The sequence below is a fragment of the Streptomyces sp. NPDC056128 genome, assembly GCF_042263835.1.
Classification (GTDB): domain Bacteria; phylum Actinomycetota; class Actinomycetes; order Streptomycetales; family Streptomycetaceae; genus Streptomyces.
In genome coordinates this window covers 270,574-295,235 of the sequence record NZ_JBHJVQ010000006.1, presented here as the reverse complement: position 1 = coordinate 295,235, position 24,662 = coordinate 270,574, and the positions used below count along the sequence as shown (strand labels likewise).

General features: G+C 72.1%; 18 protein-coding genes. 17 read left to right on the top strand and 1 reads right to left on the bottom strand.

Annotation, left to right across the window (positions count from 1 at the left end; all coding sequences use genetic code 11):
- Positions 1 to 11: 11 nt before the first annotated feature.
- Positions 12 to 1,031, bottom strand: a complete 1,020-nt coding sequence (locus ACFC1X_RS16060; RefSeq protein WP_376353811.1) for a hypothetical protein — start codon at positions 1,029 to 1,031, stop codon at positions 12 to 14.
- 117 nt (positions 1,032 to 1,148) lie between these two features.
- Here ACFC1X_RS16060 and ACFC1X_RS16055 point away from each other — a divergent pair, with 117 nt between their 5' ends.
- From ACFC1X_RS16055 to ACFC1X_RS15975, 17 genes are all read left to right on the top strand, one after another.
- Positions 1,149 to 1,793 (top strand): TetR/AcrR family transcriptional regulator, encoded by a 645-nt coding sequence (locus ACFC1X_RS16055; RefSeq protein ID WP_376353682.1) that lies wholly within the window; start codon positions 1,149 to 1,151, stop codon positions 1,791 to 1,793.
- A gap of 686 nt (positions 1,794 to 2,479) precedes the next feature.
- Positions 2,480 to 3,973 (top strand): sugar transferase, encoded by a 1,494-nt coding sequence (locus ACFC1X_RS16050; protein ID WP_376353679.1) that lies wholly within the window; start codon positions 2,480 to 2,482, stop codon positions 3,971 to 3,973.
- A 73-nt stretch (positions 3,974 to 4,046) separates the two neighbouring features.
- Complete coding sequence (locus ACFC1X_RS16045; RefSeq protein ID WP_376353676.1) at positions 4,047 to 5,366, top strand: nucleotide sugar dehydrogenase; 1,320 nt, start codon at positions 4,047 to 4,049, stop codon at positions 5,364 to 5,366.
- Positions 5,356 to 6,642 carry a glycosyltransferase family 4 protein gene (locus tag ACFC1X_RS16040; protein ID WP_376353673.1) on the top strand — a complete coding sequence of 429 codons (1,287 nt, stop codon included), beginning with the start codon at positions 5,356 to 5,358 and terminating at the stop codon, positions 6,640 to 6,642. Before ACFC1X_RS16045 ends, ACFC1X_RS16040 begins: the two co-directional genes overlap by 11 nt.
- Positions 6,632 to 7,999, top strand: coding sequence for a Wzz/FepE/Etk N-terminal domain-containing protein (locus tag ACFC1X_RS16035; protein ID WP_376353670.1), 1,368 nt, complete (start codon positions 6,632 to 6,634; stop codon positions 7,997 to 7,999). Before ACFC1X_RS16040 ends, ACFC1X_RS16035 begins: the two co-directional genes overlap by 11 nt.
- A complete protein-coding gene (locus tag ACFC1X_RS16030) occupies positions 7,996 to 9,546 on the top strand; it encodes a Wzz/FepE/Etk N-terminal domain-containing protein (RefSeq protein WP_376353667.1) in 1,551 nt (516 codons plus the stop codon). Before ACFC1X_RS16035 ends, ACFC1X_RS16030 begins: the two co-directional genes overlap by 4 nt.
- 3 nt (positions 9,547 to 9,549) lie before the next feature.
- Positions 9,550 to 11,484 carry an asparagine synthase (glutamine-hydrolyzing) gene (gene asnB / locus ACFC1X_RS16025; RefSeq protein WP_376353664.1) on the top strand — a complete coding sequence of 645 codons (1,935 nt, stop codon included), beginning with the start codon at positions 9,550 to 9,552 and terminating at the stop codon, positions 11,482 to 11,484.
- 16 nt (positions 11,485 to 11,500) lie between these two features.
- Positions 11,501 to 13,687, top strand: a complete 2,187-nt coding sequence (locus tag ACFC1X_RS16020) for a bi-domain-containing oxidoreductase (protein ID WP_376353661.1) — start codon at positions 11,501 to 11,503, stop codon at positions 13,685 to 13,687.
- Positions 13,684 to 15,660: an alginate lyase family protein gene (locus ACFC1X_RS16015; RefSeq protein ID WP_376353659.1), complete on the top strand. Its 1,977-nt coding sequence runs from the start codon at positions 13,684 to 13,686 to the stop codon at positions 15,658 to 15,660. The genes ACFC1X_RS16020 and ACFC1X_RS16015 overlap by 4 nt, the downstream gene beginning before the upstream one ends.
- A gap of 9 nt (positions 15,661 to 15,669) precedes the next feature.
- The gene (locus ACFC1X_RS16010; RefSeq protein WP_376353656.1) at positions 15,670 to 17,190 is read left to right on the top strand and encodes a right-handed parallel beta-helix repeat-containing protein; all 1,521 of its coding nucleotides are present in this window, start codon (positions 15,670 to 15,672) and stop codon (positions 17,188 to 17,190) included.
- 1 nt (position 17,191) lies between these two features.
- Positions 17,192 to 18,448, top strand: a complete 1,257-nt coding sequence (locus ACFC1X_RS16005; protein WP_376353654.1) for an O-antigen ligase domain-containing protein — start codon at positions 17,192 to 17,194, stop codon at positions 18,446 to 18,448.
- Between the two features lies 1 nt (position 18,449).
- Positions 18,450 to 19,691 (top strand): glycosyltransferase, encoded by a 1,242-nt coding sequence (locus ACFC1X_RS16000; RefSeq protein ID WP_376353651.1) that lies wholly within the window; start codon positions 18,450 to 18,452, stop codon positions 19,689 to 19,691.
- Positions 19,688 to 20,923: a class I SAM-dependent methyltransferase gene (locus ACFC1X_RS15995; protein WP_376353649.1), complete on the top strand. Its 1,236-nt coding sequence runs from the start codon at positions 19,688 to 19,690 to the stop codon at positions 20,921 to 20,923. The genes ACFC1X_RS16000 and ACFC1X_RS15995 overlap by 4 nt, the downstream gene beginning before the upstream one ends.
- Entirely contained in the window at positions 20,920 to 21,714 is a 795-nt protein-coding gene (locus ACFC1X_RS15990) for a sugar phosphate nucleotidyltransferase (protein ID WP_234957723.1), read from the top strand. Before ACFC1X_RS15995 ends, ACFC1X_RS15990 begins: the two co-directional genes overlap by 4 nt.
- A complete protein-coding gene (locus ACFC1X_RS15985; RefSeq protein ID WP_376353647.1) occupies positions 21,711 to 22,358 on the top strand; it encodes a PIG-L deacetylase family protein in 648 nt (215 codons plus the stop codon). The genes ACFC1X_RS15990 and ACFC1X_RS15985 overlap by 4 nt, the downstream gene beginning before the upstream one ends.
- Positions 22,359 to 22,364: 6 nt before the next feature.
- Entirely contained in the window at positions 22,365 to 23,390 is a 1,026-nt protein-coding gene (locus ACFC1X_RS15980; RefSeq protein ID WP_376353645.1) for an NAD-dependent epimerase/dehydratase family protein, read from the top strand.
- Positions 23,387 to 24,661, top strand: a complete 1,275-nt coding sequence (locus ACFC1X_RS15975; RefSeq protein WP_376353642.1) for a DUF4910 domain-containing protein — start codon at positions 23,387 to 23,389, stop codon at positions 24,659 to 24,661. The genes ACFC1X_RS15980 and ACFC1X_RS15975 overlap by 4 nt, the downstream gene beginning before the upstream one ends.
- Position 24,662: the final 1 nt, after the last annotated feature.

The window sequence follows — 24,662 nt, the reverse complement described above, 5'->3', positions numbered from 1 at the left end:
AACCGGCGAACTCATCGGTCCGATCCGCGATAGCGCTCTGCCACTGCCGCGAAGGCGGCCTTGGGTTCCCACTCCATGTCGGGGTAGGTGTGCCCCCGGCGCCCTTCGAGGAGTTTGACGATGCCCAGGCCGGCCCGGTCCAGGTCGTCCCTGGGGTCGCCGTCCGGGCGGTGCGGATAGCCGGTCAGGGCGAACAGGAACACGAACGCGCTGTCCACGCCCTCGGTCTCGAAGATCTCCAGCAGTTCGCTCAGATACGCGGCCTGACCGGCCTCGTCCCGCTCGTAGACACCGTTCAGCCGGACAGGGGCCTTGGTCTCCGGGTCGTGCTCGACCACCTCCAGCACCCGCCCGCCGCGGTCTCCCGCGCCGCGGTAGGCCGCGGTGCCGAAGCCGGTGAGGGCGAGCGGCTTCGGGCCCTGGGTGAGGGTGCGCACCGCGTCCCGGAACCCGTCGGCGACCTCGGCGGAGCGGATCAGCTCGAACGTCACGATGTCGAAGGGGGTCCAGTCGACCTGTTCGAACTGGATGGAGGCGTAGGTGAGCCTGCCCCGGAAGCGTGCGCGGACCGTGGACACGGCGTCGCGGAGGAACGCGTTGACGCGCAGGCCGAGTTCGCGCATCGCTTCGGCCCTGTCCTCGGGTCGGCCGAGCAGCTGCCCGACCCGCTCCTCGGGGCTCCGCCCGGGCAGGAAGCCGCGGTTCATCACGCTCAGCTCGACCCCTGCGACGAACACGACTGTCGCCCCCTGCCGACGGAGCCGTTCCGCTCGGTCGGCACAGTCGCGGAAGAGCGTGAGGATCTGCTCGGGCTCCAGCTCCAGCGGATAGGGCGAGAACCAGACCTCCAGGCCGAGTTCGACGGCGACACCGGCTGCCAGCTCAAGACGGTCCGGGTCGCCCCCGATGATCTGGACCGCGTTGCAGAGCAGGTCGTCGCGGATGATGGCCAGCTCGCGCCGGACGACCGCGGGGTCCAGCTGCTCGCGGGACGGCCGGCCTCGCACCACGAATCCGGTGTCGTAGGTCATTCCTCTTGCTCGCACGGTGCCGTCCTCTCCGTCGGTCCGGGGTGGATCGAGACTGACAGCAAAAGTGCGTGCACGCAATTTTGCGTGCACGCATCCTTGTATGGAAGGCTTGGCTCCGTGACGACACCACCAGCAGGGCTGCGGGAGCGGAAGAAGCAGGCCACGCGCGAGGCGCTGCGTGAGGCGGCCCTGCGTCTGGCCCTGGAGCGCGGACCGGACCGGCTGCGGGTCGAGGACATCGCCGAGGCGGCCGGGGTCTCCCCGCGCACCTACAACAACTACTTCGGCAGCCGCGAGCAGGCGATCGTCTCCGCCGTCACCGCGGACCGGGAGGCACGGATCGCGGCGACGGTCGCGACCCGGCCCGCGGGAGTACGCCTGGCCGACGCGGTCACCGAAGCTGTGGTGGAGCAGTACACGGACACCGGTGAGCGCGACCCCCGGGCGCTGCTGCTCATCACCACCCGGACCGCACTGCGCGACGCGTTCCTCGATGCCACCGCCGACATCGAACCCCCGCTCGCCGCGGTGATCGCCGAACGCATCGGTGACACCGGGGAGCACACGGCCCGCGTTCTCGCGGCGAGCGTGGCCGCGGCGGTACGCATCGCCCTGGAAGGCTGGCTCCGCCCGGCCGGGGCCGAGGGGGCCGCCGGGGATCTCAGCCCCGGAGGACTGGTCGTCCCCTCCGGCTCGCTGCCCGACCAACTCCGCGCCGCGCTGGCCCCGCTCGCTCCCGCGTTCGACGCGGCTGAGCGATAGCCCGGTACGGGCAGCAGGTCGAGGCCCTCGACGTGCAGCGTCTCGCACGCCGCATTCAAGCCGATGTTGGTACTCACGCCCTGTTCGCGAGGGGCGCCCGTTCGCCGTCGGGGGCGACGCTCTTCGCGGCACGGCCAAGCCGGATCGAGCAACCCGGTGCGAAGTCGCCGGCGACACGCGCCGACGGTCGCCGCACGGAAGCCCCAGCTCAGCGCCTATTCCGTGCCTTCCGGCCAGGGAGTACGAGTCGATGGGCATCGCAAATTTGCGCAAGCTCGCCGCCAGCGGCCGGGCGGCGCCGAAGGCCCCGCAAAGCGTGACCGATTAATGAAGGCAACCTCAAAGGTTGAACACAAATTACACACATCCCCTCTTCACACCGAGCCCCGATGGTCTACATTGACCGTGCTTCGACACGAGGCGACCAGTAATGATCTATAGGTCCGGCACTTCGGCAGGTCAGCGTTGCGGCCCTGCGGCATGGGTGCCGGACATGGGGATGATCAATTTCTGGAGCCCGAAAGGGCGCTTGGGTGAGGGGAGCACCCAAGGTTTCGGTGGGTACCGGCACGCCTCGAATTCAAGTAGCTCTGCATTGCCGAATCGGCGCGGAAGGCGGGGGCCTCCCGGCGGAGCAAAACAGTGTTGGGCGAACACGTCGAATCACTGTGGACCTGGGGGGTTCTGTGCGGCAAGGGGGAATAGTCAGCCCTTTTCCGGCTGCGGGCGGACGTCTGGCGAACGGGGCAGTCGGCCGGCCCGCGGCCGACTGGGAGCAGCGGTATCGGCGTACCGTGATCACCACCGATACGGTGGCGACCGCCGTCGTGGTGGCGGCGATCGGCAACTTCTTCGGGGCCCGGGACGCGGCCAACTGGCACGAGAAGTGGGGAATTCTCGCCTTCGGCACCGAACTGCTGGTGCTGGGCGCGCTCGCGGTGAGCCGGTCGTGGGCCCCGGGCGTGCTCGGCCAGGGTGCCGAGGAATTCCGCCGGCTCGGACGCTCACTGTTCATGGCGACCGTCGTACTGGCGCTCGGCGGGATCGCCCTCACCTCGCGCAACATCAAACTCTGGATCTTCGTCGCCATTCCCGCGATCGCGCTCGTCACCATGACCGCGCGGTACGTGCTGCGGCTGTGGCTGCACCGACAGCGCAAGGACGGGCGGTGCCTGATACCGGTGCTCGCCGCCGGGAGTCCGGCCACCGTGCGCGACCTGATCACGCGGACCCGAAGATTCCCGCACATCGGCTGGCGGGTGGACGCGGTGTGCACGACGGACGGCCTGGGGACGGACGGCCTGGGGCACGACGGTGACCAACTGGACGGAGTACCGGTCGTCGGCCGGCTCTCGGACGTCGCGGGCCACGTCCACCGCGACGGCTACCGCGTCGTCGCCGTCACACCGGATCCGCACTGGTCGCCGGACCGGCTGCAGCGGCTGGCCTGGAACCTCGAAGGCAGCGACACCGAGATGGTCGTGGCGCCCGTACTGATGGAGGTGGCCGGACCCCGGCTGCACATCGACGCGGTGCTCGGGATCCCGTTACTGCGGGTCAGCATGCCGACCTTCACCGGGGGCCGCCGCGCGGTCAAGGGGATCGTCGACCGGACGGGCGCGGCGATCCTGCTCGTGCTGTTCGCGCCGCTGATGGTGTTCGTGGGGCTGCTCGTGCTGGTCGACAGCCGGGGCGGGGCCTTCTACCGTCAGCGCAGGGTCGGCAAGGACGGCCGCGAGTTCACCATTCTCAAGTTCCGCACCATGGTCGCCGGGGCGGACCGGGCGCGTGCCGCGCTGGCCGACCGCAACGAGGGCGCCGGCCTGCTGTTCAAGCTCCGCCGGGACCCGCGGGTGACCCGGGTGGGTGCGGTGCTGCGCCGGTACTCGCTCGACGAACTCCCGCAGCTTTTCAACGTGTTGGCGGGATCGATGTCACTCGTCGGCCCGCGGCCCCCGTTACCCGAGGAGTCCGCCGCGTACGGCCCGGACATCCGGCGGCGGCTGCTGGTCAAGCCCGGACTCACCGGCCTGTGGCAGATCAGCGGACGCAGCGACCTGTCGTGGGACGAAGCGGTCCGGCTGGACCTGCGGTACGTGGAGGACTGGTCGCTCGCCCTGGACACAGTGATCTTGTGGAAGACGCTGCGTGCGGTGTTCTACGGCCAGGGGGCCTACTGATGCGCCGGAGCCGAGGCCCGGCCGGCGCACGGACCGCAGGCCCGGTGGGCCTGCCTGGGGGGAGGAACGCGTCATGAGAGTCAGCGTTTTCGGGCTCGGCTACGTGGGCTGTGTGTCGGCCGCGTGCCTGGCCAGCATCGGGCACGAGGTCATCGGGGTGGACGTGAACCAGGTGAAGGTCGACCTGGTCAACGACGGCAAGGCCCCGGTGGTCGAGGAGCGGATCGGCGAGCTGATCGCCGAGGTCACGCGGAGCGGCGCGTTACGCGCCACCGTCGACGTCCACGAGGCGGTCATGAACAGCGAGGTGTCGCTGGTCTGCGTGGGCACCCCGTCGGAGCCCAACGGCAGCCTGTGCACCACGTACTTGGAGCGGGTCACCGAGCAGATCGGCGCCGCGCTCGCCGAACGGGGCGGACGGCACACCGTCGTGTTCCGCAGCACCATGCTCCCCGGCACCTGCCTCAACCTGCTGGTGCCGATCCTGGAGAAGGCCGTCGGCGGCACGGCCGGCGTGGACATCGGGGTCGCGGTCAACCCGGAGTTCCTGCGCGAGGGCACGAGCGTGCGGGACTTCTTCGACCCGCCGAAGACCGTCATCGGCGAGCTCGATCCCGCCAGCGGCGAGGCGGTGATGGAGCTGTACTACGGCCTGCCCGGCGAGGTGTTCCGGGTGCCGATCCCGACGGCGGAGGCGATCAAGTACGCCGACAACGCGTTCCACGGCCTCAAGATCGGCTTCGCGAACGAGCTGGGCGCGGTGTGCCAGGCGCTGGGCGTGGACTCGCACCAGGTGATGGACGTGTTCCTGGCCGACCGCAAGCTGAACATCAGCCCCGCCTATCTGCGGCCCGGTTTCGCCTTCGGTGGCTCCTGCCTGCCCAAGGACCTGCGCAGCCTGGTCCACGCGGCGCAGCGGGCCGACGTCTCGGTGCCCATCCTCTCCCACGTGCTGCCCTCTAACTCCGACCATCTGCAGCGCGCGGTGGAGCTGGTCGAGCGCACCGGCAAACGCCGGGCGGGCCTGCTCGGGCTGTCCTTCAAGCCCGGCACCGACGACCTCCGCGAGAGCCCGCTGGTCGAGCTGGCGGAGCGGCTCTTCGGCAAGGGGTACGACCTGCGGATCTACGACGCCAACGTGAGCCTGTCCCGGCTGCTCGGCGCGAACCGCGAGTACATCGAGACGCGGCTGCCGCACCTCGCGCAGCTGCTCGCGGACTCCGTCGAGGAGGTGCTCGACCACGCGGAGGTGTGCCTGGTCGGGACCAGGGACCCGGCCGTGCTGTCGGCGCTGCCCCGTGGTGCCGGCGGCCCCGTGATCGTCGATCTCGTCCACCTTCCCGACGCCGAGGCGCGCCGGGCCGAACCGGGGTACATGGGCCTTGCTTGGTGACACGGCGTCGAATGACGCGACGGGCGGCGCCCGGCCGGAACGGCGCGCGCTGATCCTGGTGGAGAACCTGTCGGTCCCGTTCGACCGGCGGGTATGGCAGGAGTGCACGACGCTGCGCGACGCGGGCTGGACGGTGCACGTCATCTGTCCCCGGGGAACCAAGCGGGACACGGAGCCGGAGGCGGAGATCGACGGGGTGCGGATCCACCGCTACCCGTTGCGCGCGGCCACCGGAGGACCGGCCGGCTATCTGCGGGAGTACGGCACGGCGTTGTGGCACACGGTCCGGCTGGCCCGGAAGGTCGGCCCGGTCCACGTGGTCCACGCCTGCAACCCGCCCGACCTGCTGTTCCTGCCGGCCCTGTGGATGAAGCGGCGCGGCGCGCGGTTCGTCTTCGACCAGCACGACCTGGTTCCCGAGCTGTACCTGTCCCGGTTCGGCCGCGGCGAGGACCTGCTCTACCGCGGTGTGCGCGCGCTGGAGCGGCTCACCTACCGGGCCGCGGACGTCGTGATCGCCACGAACGAGAGCTACCGGGACGTCGCGGTGCGCCGTGGTGGCCGGCGTCCGGCGGACGTCTTCGTGGTCCGCAGCGCTCCCGACGTCGACCGGTTCCACCCGGTGCCGCCCGAGCCGGAGTTGAAGCACGGCAAGCCTCATCTGCTCTGCTACCTCGGCGTCATGGGCCCGCAGGACGGCGTCGACTACGCCTTGCGGGCCCTCGCGAAGCTCCGCGACGACCTCGGCCGGACCGACTGGCACGCGGTGTTCGTCGGCGCCGGTGACACCTTCGAGGAGATGGTGGAGCTGTCCCGGCGGCTCGGGCTCGCGGAGCAGGTGCAGTTCACCGGGCGCATTCCGGACGCCGACCTGGCGCGCTACCTGTCCACCGCGGACGTGTGCCTCTCCCCCGACCCGCGCAATCCGCTCAACGACGTGTCGACCATGAACAAGGTCCTGGAATACATGGTGATGGGCCGGCCGATCGTCTCGTTCGACCTCCGGGAGGCGAGAGTCTCCGCGGGCGACGCCGCCGTCTACGCGCCCGCCAACGACGAGGCCGAGTTCGCCGGGCTCATCGCGCTGCTCCTCGACGACCCGGAGCGGCGGGAGCGGATGGGCAAGCTCGGCCAGGAACGGATCGGTGGGCAGCTCTCCTGGCGGAACTCCCAGCGCTCGCTGCTCGCCGCCTACGCCGCCGCCTGCGACGGCCGCACTCCGGTGCCGTCGGACGGCACGTCAGTACGGGTCGGGGGCCGCACCGTTGAGCGATGACACCATACGTCTGGTCACGATCGGGCGGATGCTGCGCCGGCGTCGGCGGCTCTTCGCCGTCCTCGCCGTGGTGGGCGCACTCGTCGGCTACGGCGCCTCCTTGCTGTTCCCGCCGAGATACACGACGTCGGCATCCGTCCTCCTGCCCGGGCAGTGGGAGCAGCGTGAGCTGCTGACCCAGGCGGAGATCGCGACCAGTTCGGAGGTGGTCGACCGCGCGGCCGCCGCGCTCCACTGGAGCGGCGTGGACGGCATCGACCTGCGGGACCAGGTGGGCGCCAAGGCCACCGACGGGAACATCATCAAGATCTCGGGTACGGCCGACACCCCTGGGCGCGCGCAGCGGCTCTCCGACGAGGTGGCCCAGCAGTTCGTCTCCTTCGCGGCGCGGATCGCGGGCGACAACACCGGTGCCGACGCGGCCACGGAGTCCGAGGCACTGCGGCAGCAGGTCGTGCGGACCAACCGCCGCATCACCGATCTGGCCGACTCGGCCGACCCCGGACAGACCGTGGAGAGCGTGCAGGCCCGCACCGAACTGGCGAAGCTGCGTACCACGCTGGCGGACGCCATGAACAAGCTGGAGCAGGCCGACGGGGCGACGGGCAAGGCCAACCTGGTCGTCATGGGGCCGGCCGCCCGGCCGACCGGCGAGGCCCCGCCGACGCGGGTGCACCTCGTCGTCGGCGGGGCGCTGCTGTTCCTGCTGCTCGCGGTCATCGGCCATCTCGTCACCGCACGGATGAATCGCCGGCCGCGCACCGGCCAGGAGATCGCCGGGGCGCTCGGCTCGGAGTTGCTGGGTACCGTCGACGTACCCGGTGAGCGGCCCGCGCCCCGACCGGAAGGCCGTGGCCGAGGGGCCCGGATCAGCGGCCTGCTGGGCATCGACACGCCGTGGGACACACAGGCCCCGCAGGCGTCCGGCGACGAGGACGGCAGGCGGATCCGCTACCGGCGGGTGTGCGCTCGCCTCCGGGACCGGCTACCGGCCCCTCGACGGCTGCTGGTGGTCGTACCGGACGGCGACGAGACCGCCTGTCGGGCCGCCGGGCAACTCGCCGCGGAAGCCGGGAGCGATGCGCTGCTGCGGGTGGCGGAAGTCTCGGTGGACCGGCCGATGGTGCCTGATCGCGACGCCGAGTCCGGTGCCCTGGTCGTGCTCGCCGCGGGCAGTCGGACCACGGGCGAGCTGGCCGGCATCGCCGAAGCCTGTGCGGACGCCGGGCATGAGGTCGTCGGCGTCGTCGTCGCCGGCACCGTCCTGGCCCCCCGGGCCCGCGCCGCCGCGCGCCCTCCGCGTCACGCGGCGTCGGCGATCGCGGTCGGCGACGACGCGAGGGGAGGCACGGCGTGACGACGGACAGGACCGCGGACTCTCCGGCCGCCGCTCCGCTGCTGGACCTGCAGCCGCTGGTGGTGGCGGTGCGCAGGCGCCGCCGCCTCTGGTGCTCCCTGGCCATGCTGGGGCTGATGGCCGGCGGGGCGCTCGCGGTCCTGCTGCCGCCACCGCCGACCGCGGTGACGAAAGTGCTGGTCGCCCATAAGGAGGACCAGCCGAACGACACCGGAACGCTGATCCGCACCGACGTCGAGCTGCTGAGGACGACGCGGATCGCCGAGGCGGCCCTGCACGCCCTCAAGTCCCCCGAGAAGGCGGAGGACTTCATGCAGGACTACCGGGGCACCGGGCTCACCAACAACCTGCTCGAGATCACCGTGTCGGGCGACAGCGACGCTCGAGCCGTGGCCCGGGCCAAGGCGCTGGCCGACGCGTTCGTCGCGGACCATGTCCGTCGGATGCGCGAGACCGCGGACGCCGAGTCCAAAGCCCTGCTCGAGCAGCGCGAGCGCACGCGGGACGAACTCGCCGAGGTCAACAAGGCGATCGGAGACCGGTCACCGGAGAGCGACCCGAAGGCGTCGGCGAGCCTCGAATCGCTCTTCGCCCGCCGGGCCGAACTCAGCTCACGCGTCGCCGACTTCGACCAGCGGGCAGCCGAGGCGCGTACCGGCACGCCCGGGGTCGTCGCCGGCACACAGATCGTGGACGCCCCCCGCGCGGTGCGGCACTCCCTGCCCAGGGCCGCTGTCACCAACGCCGGGATCGGACTCGTCCTCGGGCTGGTCCTCGGGCTCGTGGTGGCGGCGGTCGGCGCCGTGGTGGCGGACCGCCCCGTGCTGCGCCGGGAGATCGCGGCGCACCTCGGGGCCTCGGTCATCGCGGAGCTGCCCCGCCGCGGGTCGCCCAGGCTCTGGCGGCGCCGACGGATCCGGGCGGCGCGCTCACGGCTCACCACGTCCCTGGCCCGCACCGTGCGCGGTTCCGCGGAACCGGTGTCGCTGCTGGAACTGGGGTGTGCGCGCAGCACGGGCGTGATCGCCCTCGACCTCGCGGCGGCACTGGCGGCGCGGGAAGGACAGGCGCAGGAAGGACAGGAGTCGGTGGTCGTCGTCGACGCCCTGCCCGGCCTCCCGCTCGCCCGGCGCCGCCCGAAGCCGGGAGACCCGACCGTGATCGGCGGCGAAGGCACCGCCGCGGCCGTGTCGGAGCAGGAGCGCCGGCTCTGCGTCGGCTCGGTGGCGCCCGGCACGGCGTGGACCGATCTGCCGCACCTCGGCAGCCGTACCGTGCTCGTCGTCCGTGCCGGGCACGGCAGTGCCGCCTGGCTGCACACCGTGGCACGGCACCTCGCCGACCAGCGCGTCACGGTGATCGGTGTGGTGCTGATCGACCCGGATCCACGGGACCGGACCGACGGCACGCTGTGGGACGGGCAGGCCCACGCGTTGCGCGGCCGGAGCGAGCGGCCGGCCCGGCGGAACGGGACCGAACGGCCGTGGACGGAGCGGTTGCCGATGCGGGCGGCGCGGGTCCCGGACAGCGACCAGGAGGGGCGATAGGACATGTGTGGCATCGCAGGCACCTACCGATGGCCGGACGGGAAGGCCGTGGCCGACCGGCTCACCGATGTCCTCGCCCACCGCGGCCCGGACGGGGCGGGCCGCTACAGCCACTCCGTCGGTGAGGGCGAAGTGCACCTCGGGCACCGTCGGCTGGCCATCATCGACCTGACCGAGACGGGCGCCCAGCCGATGGTCTCGGGGGGCCTCGTCCTGACGTACAACGGCGAGCTGTACAACGCGCCCGAGCTGCGTGCCGAGCTGGCGGCCGCCGGGGTGCGCTTCCGGGGTACGTCCGACACCGAGGTGCTGCTGGAGGCGTGGCGGCGCTGGGGCACCGACTGCCTGCCCCGGCTGCGCGGCATGTTCGCGTTCGGGATCTTCGACGAGCGGACCGGTGACCTGGTCCTCGCCCGCGACCAGCTCGGCGTCAAGCCGCTGTTCCTGCTCCGGCGCGGCGAGGGCCTGGTGTTCGCCTCCGAGCTGAAGGCGCTCGCCGCCGTGACCGGCGGGTCGCTGGAGGTGGACCACGGGGCGCTGGTCGCCTCGCTGCTGTACTACTGGGTGCCGGACTCGCGCTGCGCGTTGCGCGGGGCGGAGAAGCTGCCGCCGGGGAGCTGGCTGCGGTGCCGGGCCGACGGCCGGGTGGAGCGCGGCCGGTACTGGAACCTGAAGGACGTCGCCGCCGAGGGGCAGGAGCGGGCGCTGAGCGGCGAACGGCCGGATGTCGCCGCCGTCGTCGAGGAGTCGACCCGGCGGCACCTGCTCTCCGACGTGCCCGTGGCGACCTTCCTCTCCGGCGGGCTGGACTCCAGCTACCTGACCGCGCTGGCGGCCCGCGACCGGCCCGGGATCTCCGCGTACACGATCGGATTTCGCGCCGAGGACGCCAGGTTCGAGGCGATGCCCGACGACCTGCGTCACGCCCGGCGGGTGGCCGAGCGGTTCGGCGTCGACCTGCACGAGATCGAGATCGCCCCCAACGTGCTCGACCTGCTGCCCCGGATGACGTACCACCTGGACGAGCCGATCGGCGACCCCGCGGCGATCAACACGTTCCTGATCTGCGAGGCCGCCCGGGAGGCCGGGGTCAAGGTGATGCTCTCGGGGATGGGCGCCGACGAACTGTTCGCCGGGTACCGCAAGCATCTGGCCAACCTGCTCGCGCTGCGCTACCAGCGCGTCCCGCGTCCCCTGCGGCGCGGCGTGTCCGCGGCCGTGGACCGGCTGCCCGTCGCCACGGCCCGTCGCGGGTACCGGTCGGTGCGCTTCGCGAAGCGGTTCCTCTCCTTCGCCGAACTGCCCGAGGAGACCGCGTTCCGGCGCAGCTACACCATGTACGACCGGGACGAGCTGCTCGCCCTGGTCGATCCCGACCTGGCCGGGACGGTGGAGGACGTGCTGACCGAGCACGCCGACGTCTACCAGGACAACGACCTCGACGACTTCGTCAACCGGATGTGCCTGGGTGACGCCCGGATGTTCCTGCCGGGTCTGAACCTCGCGTACACGGACCGGTCGAGCATGGCCGCGTCGACCGAGGTGCGGGTGCCGTACGTGGACGTCGAGGTGGTCAAGGCGGCCTTCGCGGTGCCCGGTGACCGCAAGATCGCCGGACGCCAGGGCAAGGCGGTCCTCAAGGAGGCGGCCGCCTCGATCCTGCCCCGGGAGATCGTGTACCGGCCCAAGGGCCTGTTCAGCGCTCCGCTGCGGGCCTGGATGAGCCGGGATCTGGCACCGCTGGTCCGCGAGGTGGTGCACGACGGCGAGCTGGTCCGTTCCGGGTTGCTGCGCCGCGACGCGCTGGCCCGGCTGGTCGCCGAGGACGCCGCCGGGCACCGGGACTACTCCAAGCATCTGTGGCACGTGCTGACCCTCGAGTACTGGTATCGCGGCGCGCTCTCCGGGGCCGGCCAGAACTCTCCCTCGACGGCGTAGAGACAAGAGGACTTCGGTGAAACAGGTTGTGCAGAACTACAAGAGCGGCGAGCTGGCGCTGCTTGACGTCCCGGTGCCGGGGTGCAAGCCGGGCGGTGTGCTGGTGCGGAGCGCCTACTCGCTGATCTCCACCGGGACCGAGCTGATGAAGGTGTCCGAGGCCGGCATGTCGATGGTCGGCAAGGCCCGCTCCCGGCCGGACCAGGTCGCCAAGGTGGTGCAGAGCGTGGCCACCAACGGAGTGCCCGCCACCTACCGCAAGGTGATGGGCAAGCTGGACTCCTACACGCCGCTCGGCTACTCGCTGTGCGGGGTGGTCGAGCAGGTCGGCGCCGGGATCGACGACGTGTCCGTGGGGGACGTCGTGGCGTGCGCCGGCAACGAGCACGCGCTGCACGCCGAGGTGAACTGGGTCCCGAAGAACCTCTACACCCGGGTGCCGGACGGCCTCGCGCCCCGGCACGCCGCGTTCGGCACCGTCGGGTCGATCGCGCTGCAGGGCGTACGCCGCGGGGAGCCCCAGCTCGGCGAGGTGGCGCTGGTCATCGGCCTCGGGCTGATCGGTCAGCTGGTGGTGCAGTTGCTGGCCGCTTCGGGGGTGCGCGTGGTCGGGGCCGACCCCGACCCGGTGCGCTGCGAACTGGCCGAGCGTCTGGGCGCGGCGGCCTGCGGCGATCCCTCCTCACCGGCCGTGGAGAACGCCGTCGCCGAACTCACCGGTGGTCACGGTGTGGACCAGGTGTACCTGGCCGCGGGCGGCGGCAGCAACGAGCCCGTCGAGCTGGCCGCCCGGCTGAGCCGGGACCGCGGCCGGGTCGTCGACATCGGCAAGTGCAGCCTGGACCTGCCCTGGAACGCGTACTACGAGAAGGAGCTCGACGTCCGGTTCTCCCGCTCGTACGGTCCCGGCCGCTACGACCCGGAGTACGAGCTGGAGGGGCGCGACTACCCGATCGGCTATGTGCGCTGGACCGAGCGTCGCAACCTGGCGTGCTTCCTCGATCTCGTCGCCCGCGGTCGCGTCGACGTGGAGCCCCTGGTCTCCCACACGGCCGACTTCGACGACGCCGTCGAGACGTACCGGCAGCTGAAGGACGGCGGTCTCAAGGCGGTGGCCGTGTTGTTCCGGTACCCCGCACACGCGGAGGAGACGGTGGCCCCGGAGCTGATCGTGCCCGCGGTGCGACGCGGTGGCGGGGCCCCCGCACCGGCCCGGTCCGGCAGGGCGTCGGTGCGGCTGGCGTTCGTCGGCGCCGGGAACTACGCGACGTCGATGCTGCTGCCGCACCTGGCGGGGCGCGAGGGCGTCGAGTTGTCGACGGTCGTCACCACGACGGCACTGTCCGGGGCCAACGCGCAGCGCAAGTTCGGCTTCGCCGAGGCGACCACGGAACTCGACGCGGTGCTCGACGACCCGTCCATCGACGCGGTGTTCGTGGTCACCCGGCACAGCTCGCACGCCGAGCTGACCCGGAGGGCGCTGCTGGCCGGCAAGGCGGTGTTCGTGGAGAAGCCGTTGGCGCTGACCGAGGACGAGCTGGCCGGTGTGCTCGCGGCGGTGGAGGAGTCGGGCAACGACCGTCTGCAGGTGGGCTTCAACCGCCGGTTCGCACCGCTGCTCCAGGAGGCCCGGGAGCGGTTCGGCGCGCGGACCGGTCCGGCGAGCCTGCGCTACCTGGTCAACGCGGGCCGGCTGGAGCAGGGCAGCTGGTACCTCCAACAGGGCACCCAGGGCTCGCGGTTCGCGGGTGAGGGCGGGCACTTCATCGACACGGCGAGCCGGCTGCTCGACGCCGACCCGGTGTCGGTGTACGCGATGGCGACGCCCGGCAACGAGGACCTCCAGGTGGTGCTGGGCTACCCGGGCGGCTCGACCGCCACCATCAGCTACCTCACCACCGGCCCGGCCGGCTTCCCCAAGGAGACGCTGGACCTGGTCGCCGACGGCCGCGCGCTGCGGCTCGACGACTTCGTCCGTGCCTCCGTCTACGACGGCGGCCGGAAGCGGTGGGTGAGTTCCCGGTTGCCGAAGGCGCGGGACAAGGGCCAGAACGCCGAACTGGCCGCGTTCATCAGGGCCGTGCGGACCGGCCGGCCGATGCCGGTGCCGCTGGAGTCGCTGGTGGCCACCACCACGGCCACCCTCGCCGTACAGAGCAGTCTGGCCGGCGGCGCGGCGGTCACGTTGGCGGCGGCGCGATGACTGTGACCTCGGGGAGTCCGGGCTGGTACCTGCGGCGGCTGTCCCGGATGGGGCCGCGGGAGGTCGGCGGCCGGGCGGGCGATGCCCTGCGCAGGCGGCGCTGGCGGTCGGCGCCGCCGCACTGCCCGACCGTGACCGGCGCCCGGTTCACCGCGGTCCTGCCCGCGGGGACGGTCGCCGCGGTGCCGCCGGACGCCGCGAAACGTGTCGTCGCCGAGGCCGACCGGCTGATGGCCGGGCACGTCGAGTACTTCGGGGTGGTCCGCGACGACCTGGCCGACCCGGACTGGTGGTACGACCCGAAGACCGGGCGCCGGGCTCCCTGGGGTTACGCCTTCGGGGTGCCGTACCGGGACGAGGAGGTGGTCGGCGACATCAAGCAGATCTGGGAGCTGTCCCGGCACCAGTACCTCACCGTGCTCGCCGCCGCCTACGCGATCACCGGCGACGAGCGGTACGCGGAGCGCGTCGCCGACCATCTGCGGTCGTGGTGGGCGGCCAACGCGCCGCTGCGCGGGGTGCACTGGACCAGCGGCATCGAGCTGGGCATCCGGCTGCTGTCGTGGGTGTGGATCCGTCGGCTGCTCGACGGCTGGCCGGGCGCGGCCGGGCTGTTCGAGGACAACCCGGTGGCGCTGAACCAGATCTGGCACCACCAGCGCTGGCTGGCCGCCTTCCCCAGCCGGGGGTCTTCGGCCAACAACCACGTCGTCGCCGAGGCCGCTGGCCAGTTCGCGGCGTCCTGCGCCTTCGGGTGGTTCCCCTCCTCGGCGCGGCTGCGGGCCGACGCGCTGCGGTCCCTCGAGCGGCACCTGCGGGGCAACACCTTCCTGTCCGGCCTCAACCGCGAGCTGGCCACCGAGTACCACGGACTCGTGCTGGAACTCGGCCTGGCCGCACTGGCGGAGGCGGACCTCGCCGACGTGCCGGTGCCGCCGACGGTCCGGCTGGTGCTGCTGCGGATGACCGACGCGCTCGCGGCGATCGTCGACGACCGGTTGCGGCCGCCGCGCCAAGGGGACGCCGACGACGGCCACGGGCTGGTGGTGGACGGCGCGGGCACCGACCGCTGGGGCTCGCTGCTGGCCACCGGGGACGCGGTGTTCGGACGGCGCGCCTGGTGGCCGGAGGTGACCGGAACCGACGTACGCACCCCGATGCTGGCCGCGCTCATCCGGCCGTACCCGGATGACGGAGCCGTGCCGTCGGTGACCCGCCCGGCGAGCCGACCGGCGCACTTCGCCGACGCGGGGCTCACCGTCCTGCGCGGCCCGGCCGGGATCTGGTGCCGCTGCGACGGTGGTCCGCACGGCTTCCTGTCCATCGCCGCGCACGCGCACGCGGACGCGCTGTCGGTGGAGGTCCGGCAGGACGGCGTCGACGTGCTCGCCGACCCCGGGACGTTCTGCTACCACGGGCAACCCGTGTGGCGGCGGTACTTCCGGTCGACGCTCGGGCACAACACCCTGCAACTGGACGATACCGACCAGTCCGTCTCCGGCGGCCCGTTCCTGTGGACCCGGCACGCCCGCAGCCGGGTGCTGGTCGCGGACCCGTCCGGGGCTCTGGACGGGGGGACGGCCCGCTGGCGCGCCGAGCACGACGGATACCAACGCTCCGTGCACCGCCGCCGGGTGGAGCTGACGGCCGCGAGCCGGGAGCTGAAGGTGGTCGACGAGGTGCGCGGTCCGCGCCGGTCCGTGCGGCTGGCCTTCCACCTCGGTCCGGCGATCGCCGCGGACCTGACGGGGAACCGGGCCGCCCTCACCTGGACCCGGGACGGCGCGGAGCGCTCCGCCGTGCTCGACCTGCCCGGGGAGCTGAGCTGGCGGGCCCATCGCGGCGAGACCGATCCGCCGCTGGGCTGGTACTCCCCCGGTTTCGGGCGCAAGGAACCCGCCACGACGCTCGTCGGCACCGGCTTCGCCGACGGGGCCGAGGGGTTCACCACCGTACTCAGGTTCCACGGCTAGGGGGGCCGCGTGGGGATCAAGTGGCGGCGCTGGGCGTTGCCTGCCGCACCGCTGGCGCTGACCCTGCTGGCGGCGACCGGCTGTGAGAGCACGCAGGGCGCGCGGCCGAAGCCGACCGCCGCGCCGGCCACGTCGGTGGCCCGCGTGTGCGCCAAGCCTGCGGCCGGTCCCGCGAAGGCGCCCGCGGGCGCGGTGACGGTGGACCCCGCGGTCGCCGGCGACCTGGCCGCGAAGACCAGGAAGAGTCCCCCGAACACCACGTTCTGGCTGCGGCCGGGCACCCACCGGCTCCAGCCGGACCGCTACGCGCAGGTCATCCCCAAGGAGGGGAACAGCTATCTCGGTGCCCCGGGCGCGGTGCTCGACGGCCGGAAGACCAACCAGTACGCGTTCGGCGGCACCGCCCGCGACGTCACCATCCGCCACCTGACCGTGCAGCGGTTCGTCGCGCCGCACGACGAGGGCGTGGTCAACCACGACTCGGCCGACGGGTGGGTGATCGAGCACGCGACGATCCAGCACAACTCCGGTGCCGGGCTGATGGCCGGCGCCCGCCAGCGGGTCAGCGCCAGCTGTCTGCGCGGCAACGGCCAGTACGGCATGAACGCGTACAAGGGCGGCGGCGGCATCACCGGCCTGGTGGTCGAGGGCAACGAGATCGTGGGCAACAACAGGGACGACTGGGAGCGGCGGCGGCCGGGCTGCGGCTGCACCGGAGGCGTCAAGTTCTGGGCCGTCGACGGCGCCGACATCCGCGGCAACTGGGTGCACGACAACCGCGGAGCCGGGCTGTGGGCGGACACCAACAACAACGACTTCCGCATCGAGGGCAACGTGCTGGAGGCCAACGACGGTGCCGCGCTGATCTACGAGACCAGCTACAACGCGGTCGTCCGCAAGAACACGATCCGGCGCAACAACTGGGTCGAGGGCCGCAGGTACGCCGACCGCGGCGACAGCTTCCCGCTCGCGACCGTCTACGTGTCCGAGTCCGGCGGCGAACCGCGGATCCGGGCCCGCACGGACAAGATCGAGATCTACGGCAACACGCTGGAGAACAATTGGTCCGGGATCACCCTGTGGGAGAACGCCGACCGGTTCTGCAACAGCCCGGCCAACACCTCCTCCGGTGAGTGCACACTCCTGGTGAAGGACACCGACCGGTGCGCACAGCCCGCGATCGCCACCGCACCGCTCTACGCCGACTGCCGGTGGAAGACCCAGCGGGTGGACATCCACGACAACCGCTTCGTGCTGGACAAGTCCGTCGTCGACTGCGCGGCGCTCTGCGACCGGATGGCGGTGCTGGCCAACTACGGCACCTATCCGGACTGGTCGCCGTACCAGGGCGAGCGCGTGGCGGAGGCGATCACCGGCGAGCAGCACAACCGCTGGCACGACAACGTCTACCTCGGCGCGTGGACGTTCGTCGCCCACGACCCGAGCCGCACCCTCGACTCCGGACAGTGGCAGGGCATGCCGTACCGGCAGGACGAGGGCAGTACCTTCCGCGCCCGGGACGGTGGTTGAGATGGCCGCCGAGCACGACACGTCGAGGACCGCGGCGTCGAGGACCGTGGCGACGGTCTGGGGGCTGCTGGTCCTCAACACGCTGGGTTCCACCGGGGCGGAGACCATCGTGCCGCTGCCCCGCTCCCTCATCCAGATGGTCACCATGGGCGCGCTGGTCGCCGCGTTCGCGCTGGCGCTCCTGGTCAATCTCCGGCTGCGCGTCCGGGCAAGCGCCTTCCTCCTGCTGCTCACCCTGCTGCTGGTGCCGAGCGTGATCTCCAGCGTGAGCCTGGAGTCCGGGTTCGGCGCGCTGTTCCGGTGCGCCCGGCTGGCCCTCTTCCTCGCCACCCTGTGGCTGCTCAGCCGCTGGTGGGACGGCGGCACGACGTTCGTCCGGCACCACATCCGGATGTACGTGGTGGTCCTCGGGTCGGTGGCCGCCGGCGCGGTCGTCTCACCGGGCACGGCCCTGCCCGACCTGTACGGCGGGCGGCTGGTCGGCGCCCTGTGGCCGCTCACCCCGCCGCAGATCGGACAGTACGCCGCGGTGGTCATCGGGCTCACCGTGCTGCTCGTGCTCGGCCGCCGGACCGACCGGACCAGTGCGGCGGTGGTCGTCGTGCCCGCACTCGTCCTGCTCGTGCTGACCCATACCCGGACGGCCACGCTCGGTCTGCTCGTCGGGCTGGCTCTGGCGATCGGCTCGCTCGTCCTGACCAGCGCCGCCGCCCGCCGGTTCTTCAGCTGGGCGGTGGGGTGCGCCGCGGTGGCGGCGGTGGTGTTCGGCTCCGCGCTGCAGGCGTGGTTCCTGCGCGGACAGAGCGAGGAGAACTTCACCAGCCTCACGGGTCGGGCCAAGGTCTGGGACGCCCTGCTGGCGGCGGACCGGACGGCTTCGGAGTACCTGTTCGGCGCGGGCCTGGGCGACAAGTCGTTCGGCGGGCTGCCGATCGACAACAGCTGGCTGGCCGTCTACCACGAACAGGGTGTGACCGGCGTGGCCCTCGTGGCGGGGATGATCACCGTCCTGGGCGCCGTCGCGTTGCTGCGGCCGCCCTCGCTGTCGAGGGCCTGCGCGATCTTCCTGATCAGCTACTGCGCGATCGCCTCGTACACGGAGGCCGGGCTGGGCGACGCCTCGCCGTATCTGCTGCATCTGGCCGTGGCCGCGTCGCTGCTGGCGGCTCCCGCCTCGGCGGCCACTCCCCTCCCGACGCCGGGAGCCCTTGACCGACAGGTCCCACGATGGGCCCGCAGCACACCGGAGGTGACCTGAGATGCACGTCCTCGTGGCGCACAACCGCTACGCCTCGGCGCAGCCGAGCGGGGAGAACAAGGTCGTCGACCAGGAGGTGGCGCTGCTGCGCGGGGCCGGACACCGGGTCGAGTTGTTCGAACGGCGCAGCGACGAAATCGCCGCCCGTTCGCTGCTGGGCAAGGTCGCGGTGCCGCTCCTCGTACCGTGGAATCCGGCGGTGCGGGCGGAGTTCACCGCGCGGCTGCGTGCCGAACGGCCGGACGTGGTGCACATCCACAACGTCTTCCCGCTCCTGTCACCGGCGGTGCTGGCCGCCTGTGCCGACGCGGGTGTGCCCGCCGTCGCCACGCTGCACAACTACACCCAGGTGTGCCCGCCCGGCACCTTGCAGCGGGACGGCCGGCCGTGCACCGAGTGCGTCGGGTCGGGTCCGCTGCCCGCGGTCCGGCACGGCTGCTACCGGAACTCCCGGCTGGCGACGGTGCCGCTCGCGGTCAGCATGTCGGTCAACCGGCGGCGCTGGTGGTCCGGCGTGGAGCGGTTCTTCTGCATCTCCGCGGCGCAGCGCGACGTGCTGGTGGGCGCGGGCATGCCGGCCGAACGGCTGTCGGTGAAGCACAACTTCGTGCCCGACCCGGGCGCCCGGCGGACCGGCCCCGGCGAGCACCTGCTCTTCCTCGGCCGCCTCGCGGAGGCCAAGGGCGTGCGGCTGCTGATGGCCGCGTGGGACGAGATCGCCGCCGGTGGTGGCGTGGGCGTGCCGCTCGTGATCGCCGGCGCGGGGCCACTGGAGCGGGAGGTGGCCGCCTGGGCGGCGGGCCGGGACGACGTGCGGTACGTCGGGCTGTACGACCCGGCCCAGTGCCGGGAGGCCGTCGCGCGGTCGGTCGCCGTGGTGGCGCCCTCCACATGGCTGGAGGCGTTCGGTCTGGTGGTCGTGGAGGCGATGGCCGCGGGGGTCCCGGCCGTCGCCGCCGGGCACGGCGCCTTCGTCGAACTCGTCGAGGACGGCGTGAGCGGGCTGCTGCACCGGCCGGGCGAGCCCGCCTCGCTCGCGTCGTGCCTGCGCCGGATCACGGCCGAGGAGTCCCGCAACCGGGAGATGGGACGGGCGGCCCGGCTCCGCTACGAGCAGGGCTTCAGCCCGGTCGTCGGGCTGGAACGCCTGTTGGAGGGGTACCGCACCGCGATCGCGGATCGGTCAGCACTGGCCCGGGGCGGGCGCGCCCGCGCGGGCAGGGGGGATGGGAACAGCACATGACAAGATGCCGACTCTGCGGCTCCGAGGCGACGGAGAGCGTCGTCGACCTGGGGGCGACACCACCGTGCGAGAGCTTCCTCTCGGCGGAGCAACTGGCCCAGCCGGAGCCGACATACCCGCTGCACCTGCGGGTCTGCACCGGCTGCTGGCTCGCGCAGATACCTCCGCTGATCACGCCGGAGGAGACGTTCACGCAGTACGCGTACTTCTCCTCCTACTCGACCTCCTGGGTGGAGCACGCGCGCACGTTCGTCGCCGACGCCGCGGCGCGGCTGGATCTCGGCCCCGACGCCTTCGTGGTCGAGGTCGCCAGCAACGACGGGTACCTGCTGAGGCATGTGACGGACCGCGGGATCCGCTGCCTGGGCATCGAGCCCTCGGTGAACGTCGGCGCCGCCGCGCGGGAGGCGGGTGTGCCCACGCTCACGGCGTTCCTGGACCCGGCGACCGGTGGCGCGGTGCGCGCCGAGCACGGCCCGGCGGACCTGGTCGTGGCCAACAACGTGTACGCGCACATCCCCGATGTCGTCGGGTTCACCCAGGGGCTGCGCGCCCTGGTCGCCGACGACGGCTGGGTCTCCATCGAGGTGCAGCACCTGCTGACGCTGATCGAGGAGAACCAGTACGACACGATCTACCACGAGCACTTCCAGTACTACACGGTCGCGTCCGCGATCCGGGCGCTGGCCAGCGGCGGGCTCGCCCTCGTGGACGTCGAGCTGCTGCCCACGCACGGCGGTTCCATCCGGCTGTGGGCGCGGCCGACAGAGGCGGCGGGCGAGCCGACCCGGCGGGTGGCCGACGTGCTGGCCCGGGAGAAGGCCGCCGGGCTCCAGGAGCTGTCCGGGTACACCGAGTTCTCCGCCCGGGTGGCCAAGGTGCGCCGGGACCTGCTGCGCTTCCTCGTCGAGGCGGCCGAACGCGGCGAGACCGTGGTCGGCTACGGCGCACCGGGCAAGGGCAACACCCTGCTCAACCACTGCGGCATCCGGCCCGACCTGCTGCCGTACACGGTCGACCGCAACCCCTACAAGCACGGCAGGTTCACCCCGGGCACCCGCATCCCGATCCTGCCGCCCGAGCAGATCGGCACCGACCGGCCGGACTACGTCCTCGTCCTCCCCTGGAACCTGCGGGACGAGCTGGTCGAGCAGCTGTCCTTCGTACACGACTGGGGCGGCCGGCTGGTCTTCCCCATTCCGGAACTGAGCATTGTCGAGGTCAAGCGATGAAGGTCGTCCTGTTCTGCGGCGGTTACGGCATGCGGATGCGCAGCGGCACCTCCGACGACGTGCCCAAGCCGATGGCGATGGTCGGCCCGCGCCCGCTGATCTGGCACGTCATGCGGTACTACGCGCACTTCGGGCACACCGAGTTCATCCTGTGCCTCGGGTACGGCGCGCACCACATCAAGGACTTCTTCCTCAACTACGAGGAGACGACGTCCAACGACTTCGTCCTGCGCGGCGGGCGCACCGAGCTGCTGTCCACGGACATATCCGACTGGACGATCACGTTCGCGCAGACCGGCATCGAGTCGCCGATCGGGGAACGCCTGCGCCGGGTGCGCCACCACCTGGACGGCGACGAGATGTTCCTCGCCAACTACGCCGACGTGCTCACCGACGCCCCGCTGCCGGAGATGATCGACCGGTTCGCCGCGCGGGACGCCGGGGCGTCGATGATGGTCGTCCCGCCGCAGTCGTCGTTCCACTGCGTGGAGCTGGGCGAGGACGGCCTGGTGGGCGGCATCACCGCGGTCGGCGAACTGCCGCTGTGGGAGAACGGCGGCTACTTCGTGCTCCGCCAGGAAGTCTTCGACCACATACCCGAGAACGGCGACCTGGTCGCCGACGGATGCGCCCAACTGGCCAAGCGGGGACGCCTGGTGGCGCATCAGCACCGCGGCTTCTGGAAGCCCACCGACACCGTGAAGGAGCGGGCCGCCCTCGACGCCGCCTACGCCCAGGGCGACCGTCCGTGGGCCGTGTGGGAGCGGGCCGGCGTCGGAGCGCGCGCGTGATCGGGCTCGGGGCCGTGCCCCTGGAACGGATCGTCGCGGTGGGCGCGCACTGCGACGACATCGCCATCGGTGCCGGCGGCACCCTGCTCACGCTGTGCCTGGCGCGGCCGGGGGTCCGCGTCGACGCGCTGGTGCTGTCCGGCGGTGGCGGCGAGCGGGAGCAGGAGGAGCAGGCCGCGCTCGACGCCTTCTGTCCGGGCGCCGATCTGCGGCTGACCGTGCTCAAGCTGCCGGACGGCCGGATGCCCGCGCACTGGGAGGAGGCCAAGGCCGCGGTCGAGGAGCTGCGCGAGCGGACCGAACCGGATCTCGTGCTGACCCCGCGTACCGACGACGCGCACCAGGACCACCGCGGCCTGGCAAAGCTGATGACCACCGCGTTCCGCGACCACCTCGTGCTCCGCTACGAGATCGCGAAGTGGGACGGCGATCTCGGGCGCCCGGTGGCGTACCAGCCGCTGTCGCCGGAGATCGCGGAGCGGAAGGTACGGCTGCTCCAGGAGCACTACCCCTCGCAGCGGCACCGGCCCTGGTACGACCGGGAGGCCTTCCTCGGTCTCGCCCGGATCCGCGGCATCGAATGCCACACGCGCTACGCCGAGGCGTTCGCCGTCACCAAACTCACTCTCAACCTGGGGGGTTGAACAACCTTGCGCGTACTGCTGACCGGACACCAGGGCTATCTGGGCACCGTGATGGCGCCCGTCCTCACGGCCGCCGGGCACGAGGTCGTCGGACTCGACGCCGGCCTGTTCGCCGACTGCCTGCTGGGCCCGTCGCCCGAGGACCCGCCCGGGCACCGGGTCGACCTGCGTGACGTCACGGCGGAGCACGTCACCGGGGTGGACGCCGTGATCCACCTGGCCGCGCTCTCCAACGACCCGCTGGGCTCCCTGGCGCCGGAGCTGACGTACGATATCAACCACCACGCGTCCGTGCGGCTGGCCCGGCTGGCCCGCGACGCCGGGGTGCGGCGCTTCCTGTACGCGTCGACCTGCTCGGTCTACGGCGCCGCGGGCGGGGGCGAGCTGGTGGCCGAGGACGCCCCGCTGCGCCCGGTGACGCCGTACGCGGAGTCCAAGGTGCGGGTGGAGGACGACCTGCACGCGCTGTCCGACGGCGACTTCAGCCCGGTGTACATGCGCAACGCCACCGCCTTCGGTCACTCGCCCCGGCTGCGCGCCGACATCGTACTGAACAACCTGGTGGGCCACGCGCTCCTGTCCGGCGAGGTGCTGGTGCTCTCGGACGGCACCCCCTGGCGTCCCCTGGTGCACGCCGTGGACATCGCCCGGGCCTTCACGGCCGCGCTGACCGCGCCTCGGGAGGCGGTGCACGACCGGGCGTTCAACATCGGCAGCGAGGTCAACAACGTCACGGTCGCCGAGATCGCCGAGCAGGTCGCGGCGGCGGTGCCGGACTCACGCGTGGTGATCACCGGGGAGACCGGTGCCGATCCGCGGTCGTACCGGGTGGACTTCTCCCGGTTCCGCGCCGCGGTGCCCGGCTTCGACTGCGAGTGGACGGTGAAGCAGGGCGCGCTCGAACTCGCCGACGCCTACCGGAAGCACGGGCTGACCCGGGAGGACTTCGAGCGCCGCTTCACCCGGCTGGCCGTGCTGCGTGCGGCCTCCGACGCCGGCTCCGTGGACGACACCCTGCGGTGGCGCGGATGACCGAGCCCGGAGAGGAGATGTACGCCCTGGTGGAGCGGCTGTACCCGCTGTGCCGGAGCATCACCGGCGACGGTGTGCGCGACACCCTGCGGATCGTCGACGAGTACATCCCTCTGCACGTGCACGAGGTGCCGACCGGGACGCAGGTGCTCGACTGGACGGTGCCGCAGGAGTGGAACATCCGCGACGCGTACATCGCCGACGCGCACGGCAACCGGGTCGTCGACTTCGCCGCGTCCAGCCTGCACGTGCTCGGCTACAGCGTCCCGGTGTCGGCGACGATGCCGCTCGCCGAACTGCGCGCGCACCTGCACACCCTGCCGGACCACCCGGGCTGGGTGCCGTACCGCACCAGCTACTACAAGCCGGACTGGGGTTTCTGCCTGGCCCAGGACACCCTGGACGCGCTGCCGGACGGCGACTACGAGGTCCGGATCGACTCCACCCTCGCGGACGGCCACCTCACCTACGCCGAGCACGTGGTCCCCGGGCAGGTCCCCGACGAGGTGATCGTCTCCTGCCACGTCTGCCACCCGTCACTGGCCAACGACAACCTGGCCGGCATCGCGGTGGCGACCTTCCTGGCCCGGGAGCTGGCGGAGCGGAACCCGTACTACACCTACCGGTTCGTCTTCGCGCCCGGCACCATCGGGGCGATCACCTGGCTGGCCCGCAACAGGGAACGAGTGGAGAGGGTCAGGCACGGTTTGGTGCTCGCCTGCGCCGGCGACCCCGGCCGGCTCACGTACAAACAGAGCAGACGCGGCGACGCGGAGATCGACCGGGTGCTGCGGCACGTCCTGGCCGTCTCCGAACGCCCCCACCGTGTCTCCGAGTTCACGCCGTACGGCTACGACGAGCGGCAGTACTGCTCGCCCGGGTTCGACCTCGGCGTGGGTTCGCTCACCCGGACCCCGTACGCGGGCTATCCCGAGTACCACACGTCGGCGGACGACCTGGACTTCGTCTCCCCCGGGGCGATGGCGGACACGCTCGCGGTCTGCCGCGAGGCGTTCGCCGTCCTCGACCGCAACCGGCGCTACGTCAACCTCAGCCCGTACGGGGAACCGCAGTTGGGGCGGCGCGGCCTGTACAACTCGCTCGGTGGGCGCAGCGACACGAAGCAGGCGCAGCTGGCCATGCTCTGGGTGCTCAGCCTCTCCGACGGCGGGCACAGCCTGCTGGACGTCACCGAGCGGTCGGGGCTGCCGTTCGACACGGTCGCCGCGGCGGCCGACGCCCTGCACGGCGCCGGACTGATCAAGGCATGAC

Bases quoted from the DNA above. Each gene is read 5' to 3' on its own strand.
- ACFC1X_RS16060 (WP_376353811.1), bottom strand. From the start codon at position 1,031: ATGACCTACGACACCGGATTCGTGGTGCGAGGCCGGCCGTCCCGCGAG.
- ACFC1X_RS16045 (WP_376353676.1), top strand. From the start codon at position 4,047: ATGAGAGTCAGCGTTTTCGGGCTCGGCTACGTGGGCTGTGTGTCGGCC.
- asnB (WP_376353664.1), top strand. From the start codon at position 9,550: ATGTGTGGCATCGCAGGCACCTACCGATGGCCGGACGGGAAGGCCGTG.
- ACFC1X_RS16015 (WP_376353659.1), top strand. From the start codon at position 13,684: ATGACTGTGACCTCGGGGAGTCCGGGCTGGTACCTGCGGCGGCTGTCC.
- ACFC1X_RS16005 (WP_376353654.1), top strand. From the start codon at position 17,192: ATGGCCGCCGAGCACGACACGTCGAGGACCGCGGCGTCGAGGACCGTG.
- ACFC1X_RS16000 (WP_376353651.1), top strand. From the start codon at position 18,450: ATGCACGTCCTCGTGGCGCACAACCGCTACGCCTCGGCGCAGCCGAGC.
- ACFC1X_RS15995 (WP_376353649.1), top strand. From the start codon at position 19,688: ATGACAAGATGCCGACTCTGCGGCTCCGAGGCGACGGAGAGCGTCGTC.
- ACFC1X_RS15990 (WP_234957723.1), top strand. From the start codon at position 20,920: ATGAAGGTCGTCCTGTTCTGCGGCGGTTACGGCATGCGGATGCGCAGC.
- ACFC1X_RS15975 (WP_376353642.1), top strand. From the start codon at position 23,387: ATGACCGAGCCCGGAGAGGAGATGTACGCCCTGGTGGAGCGGCTGTAC.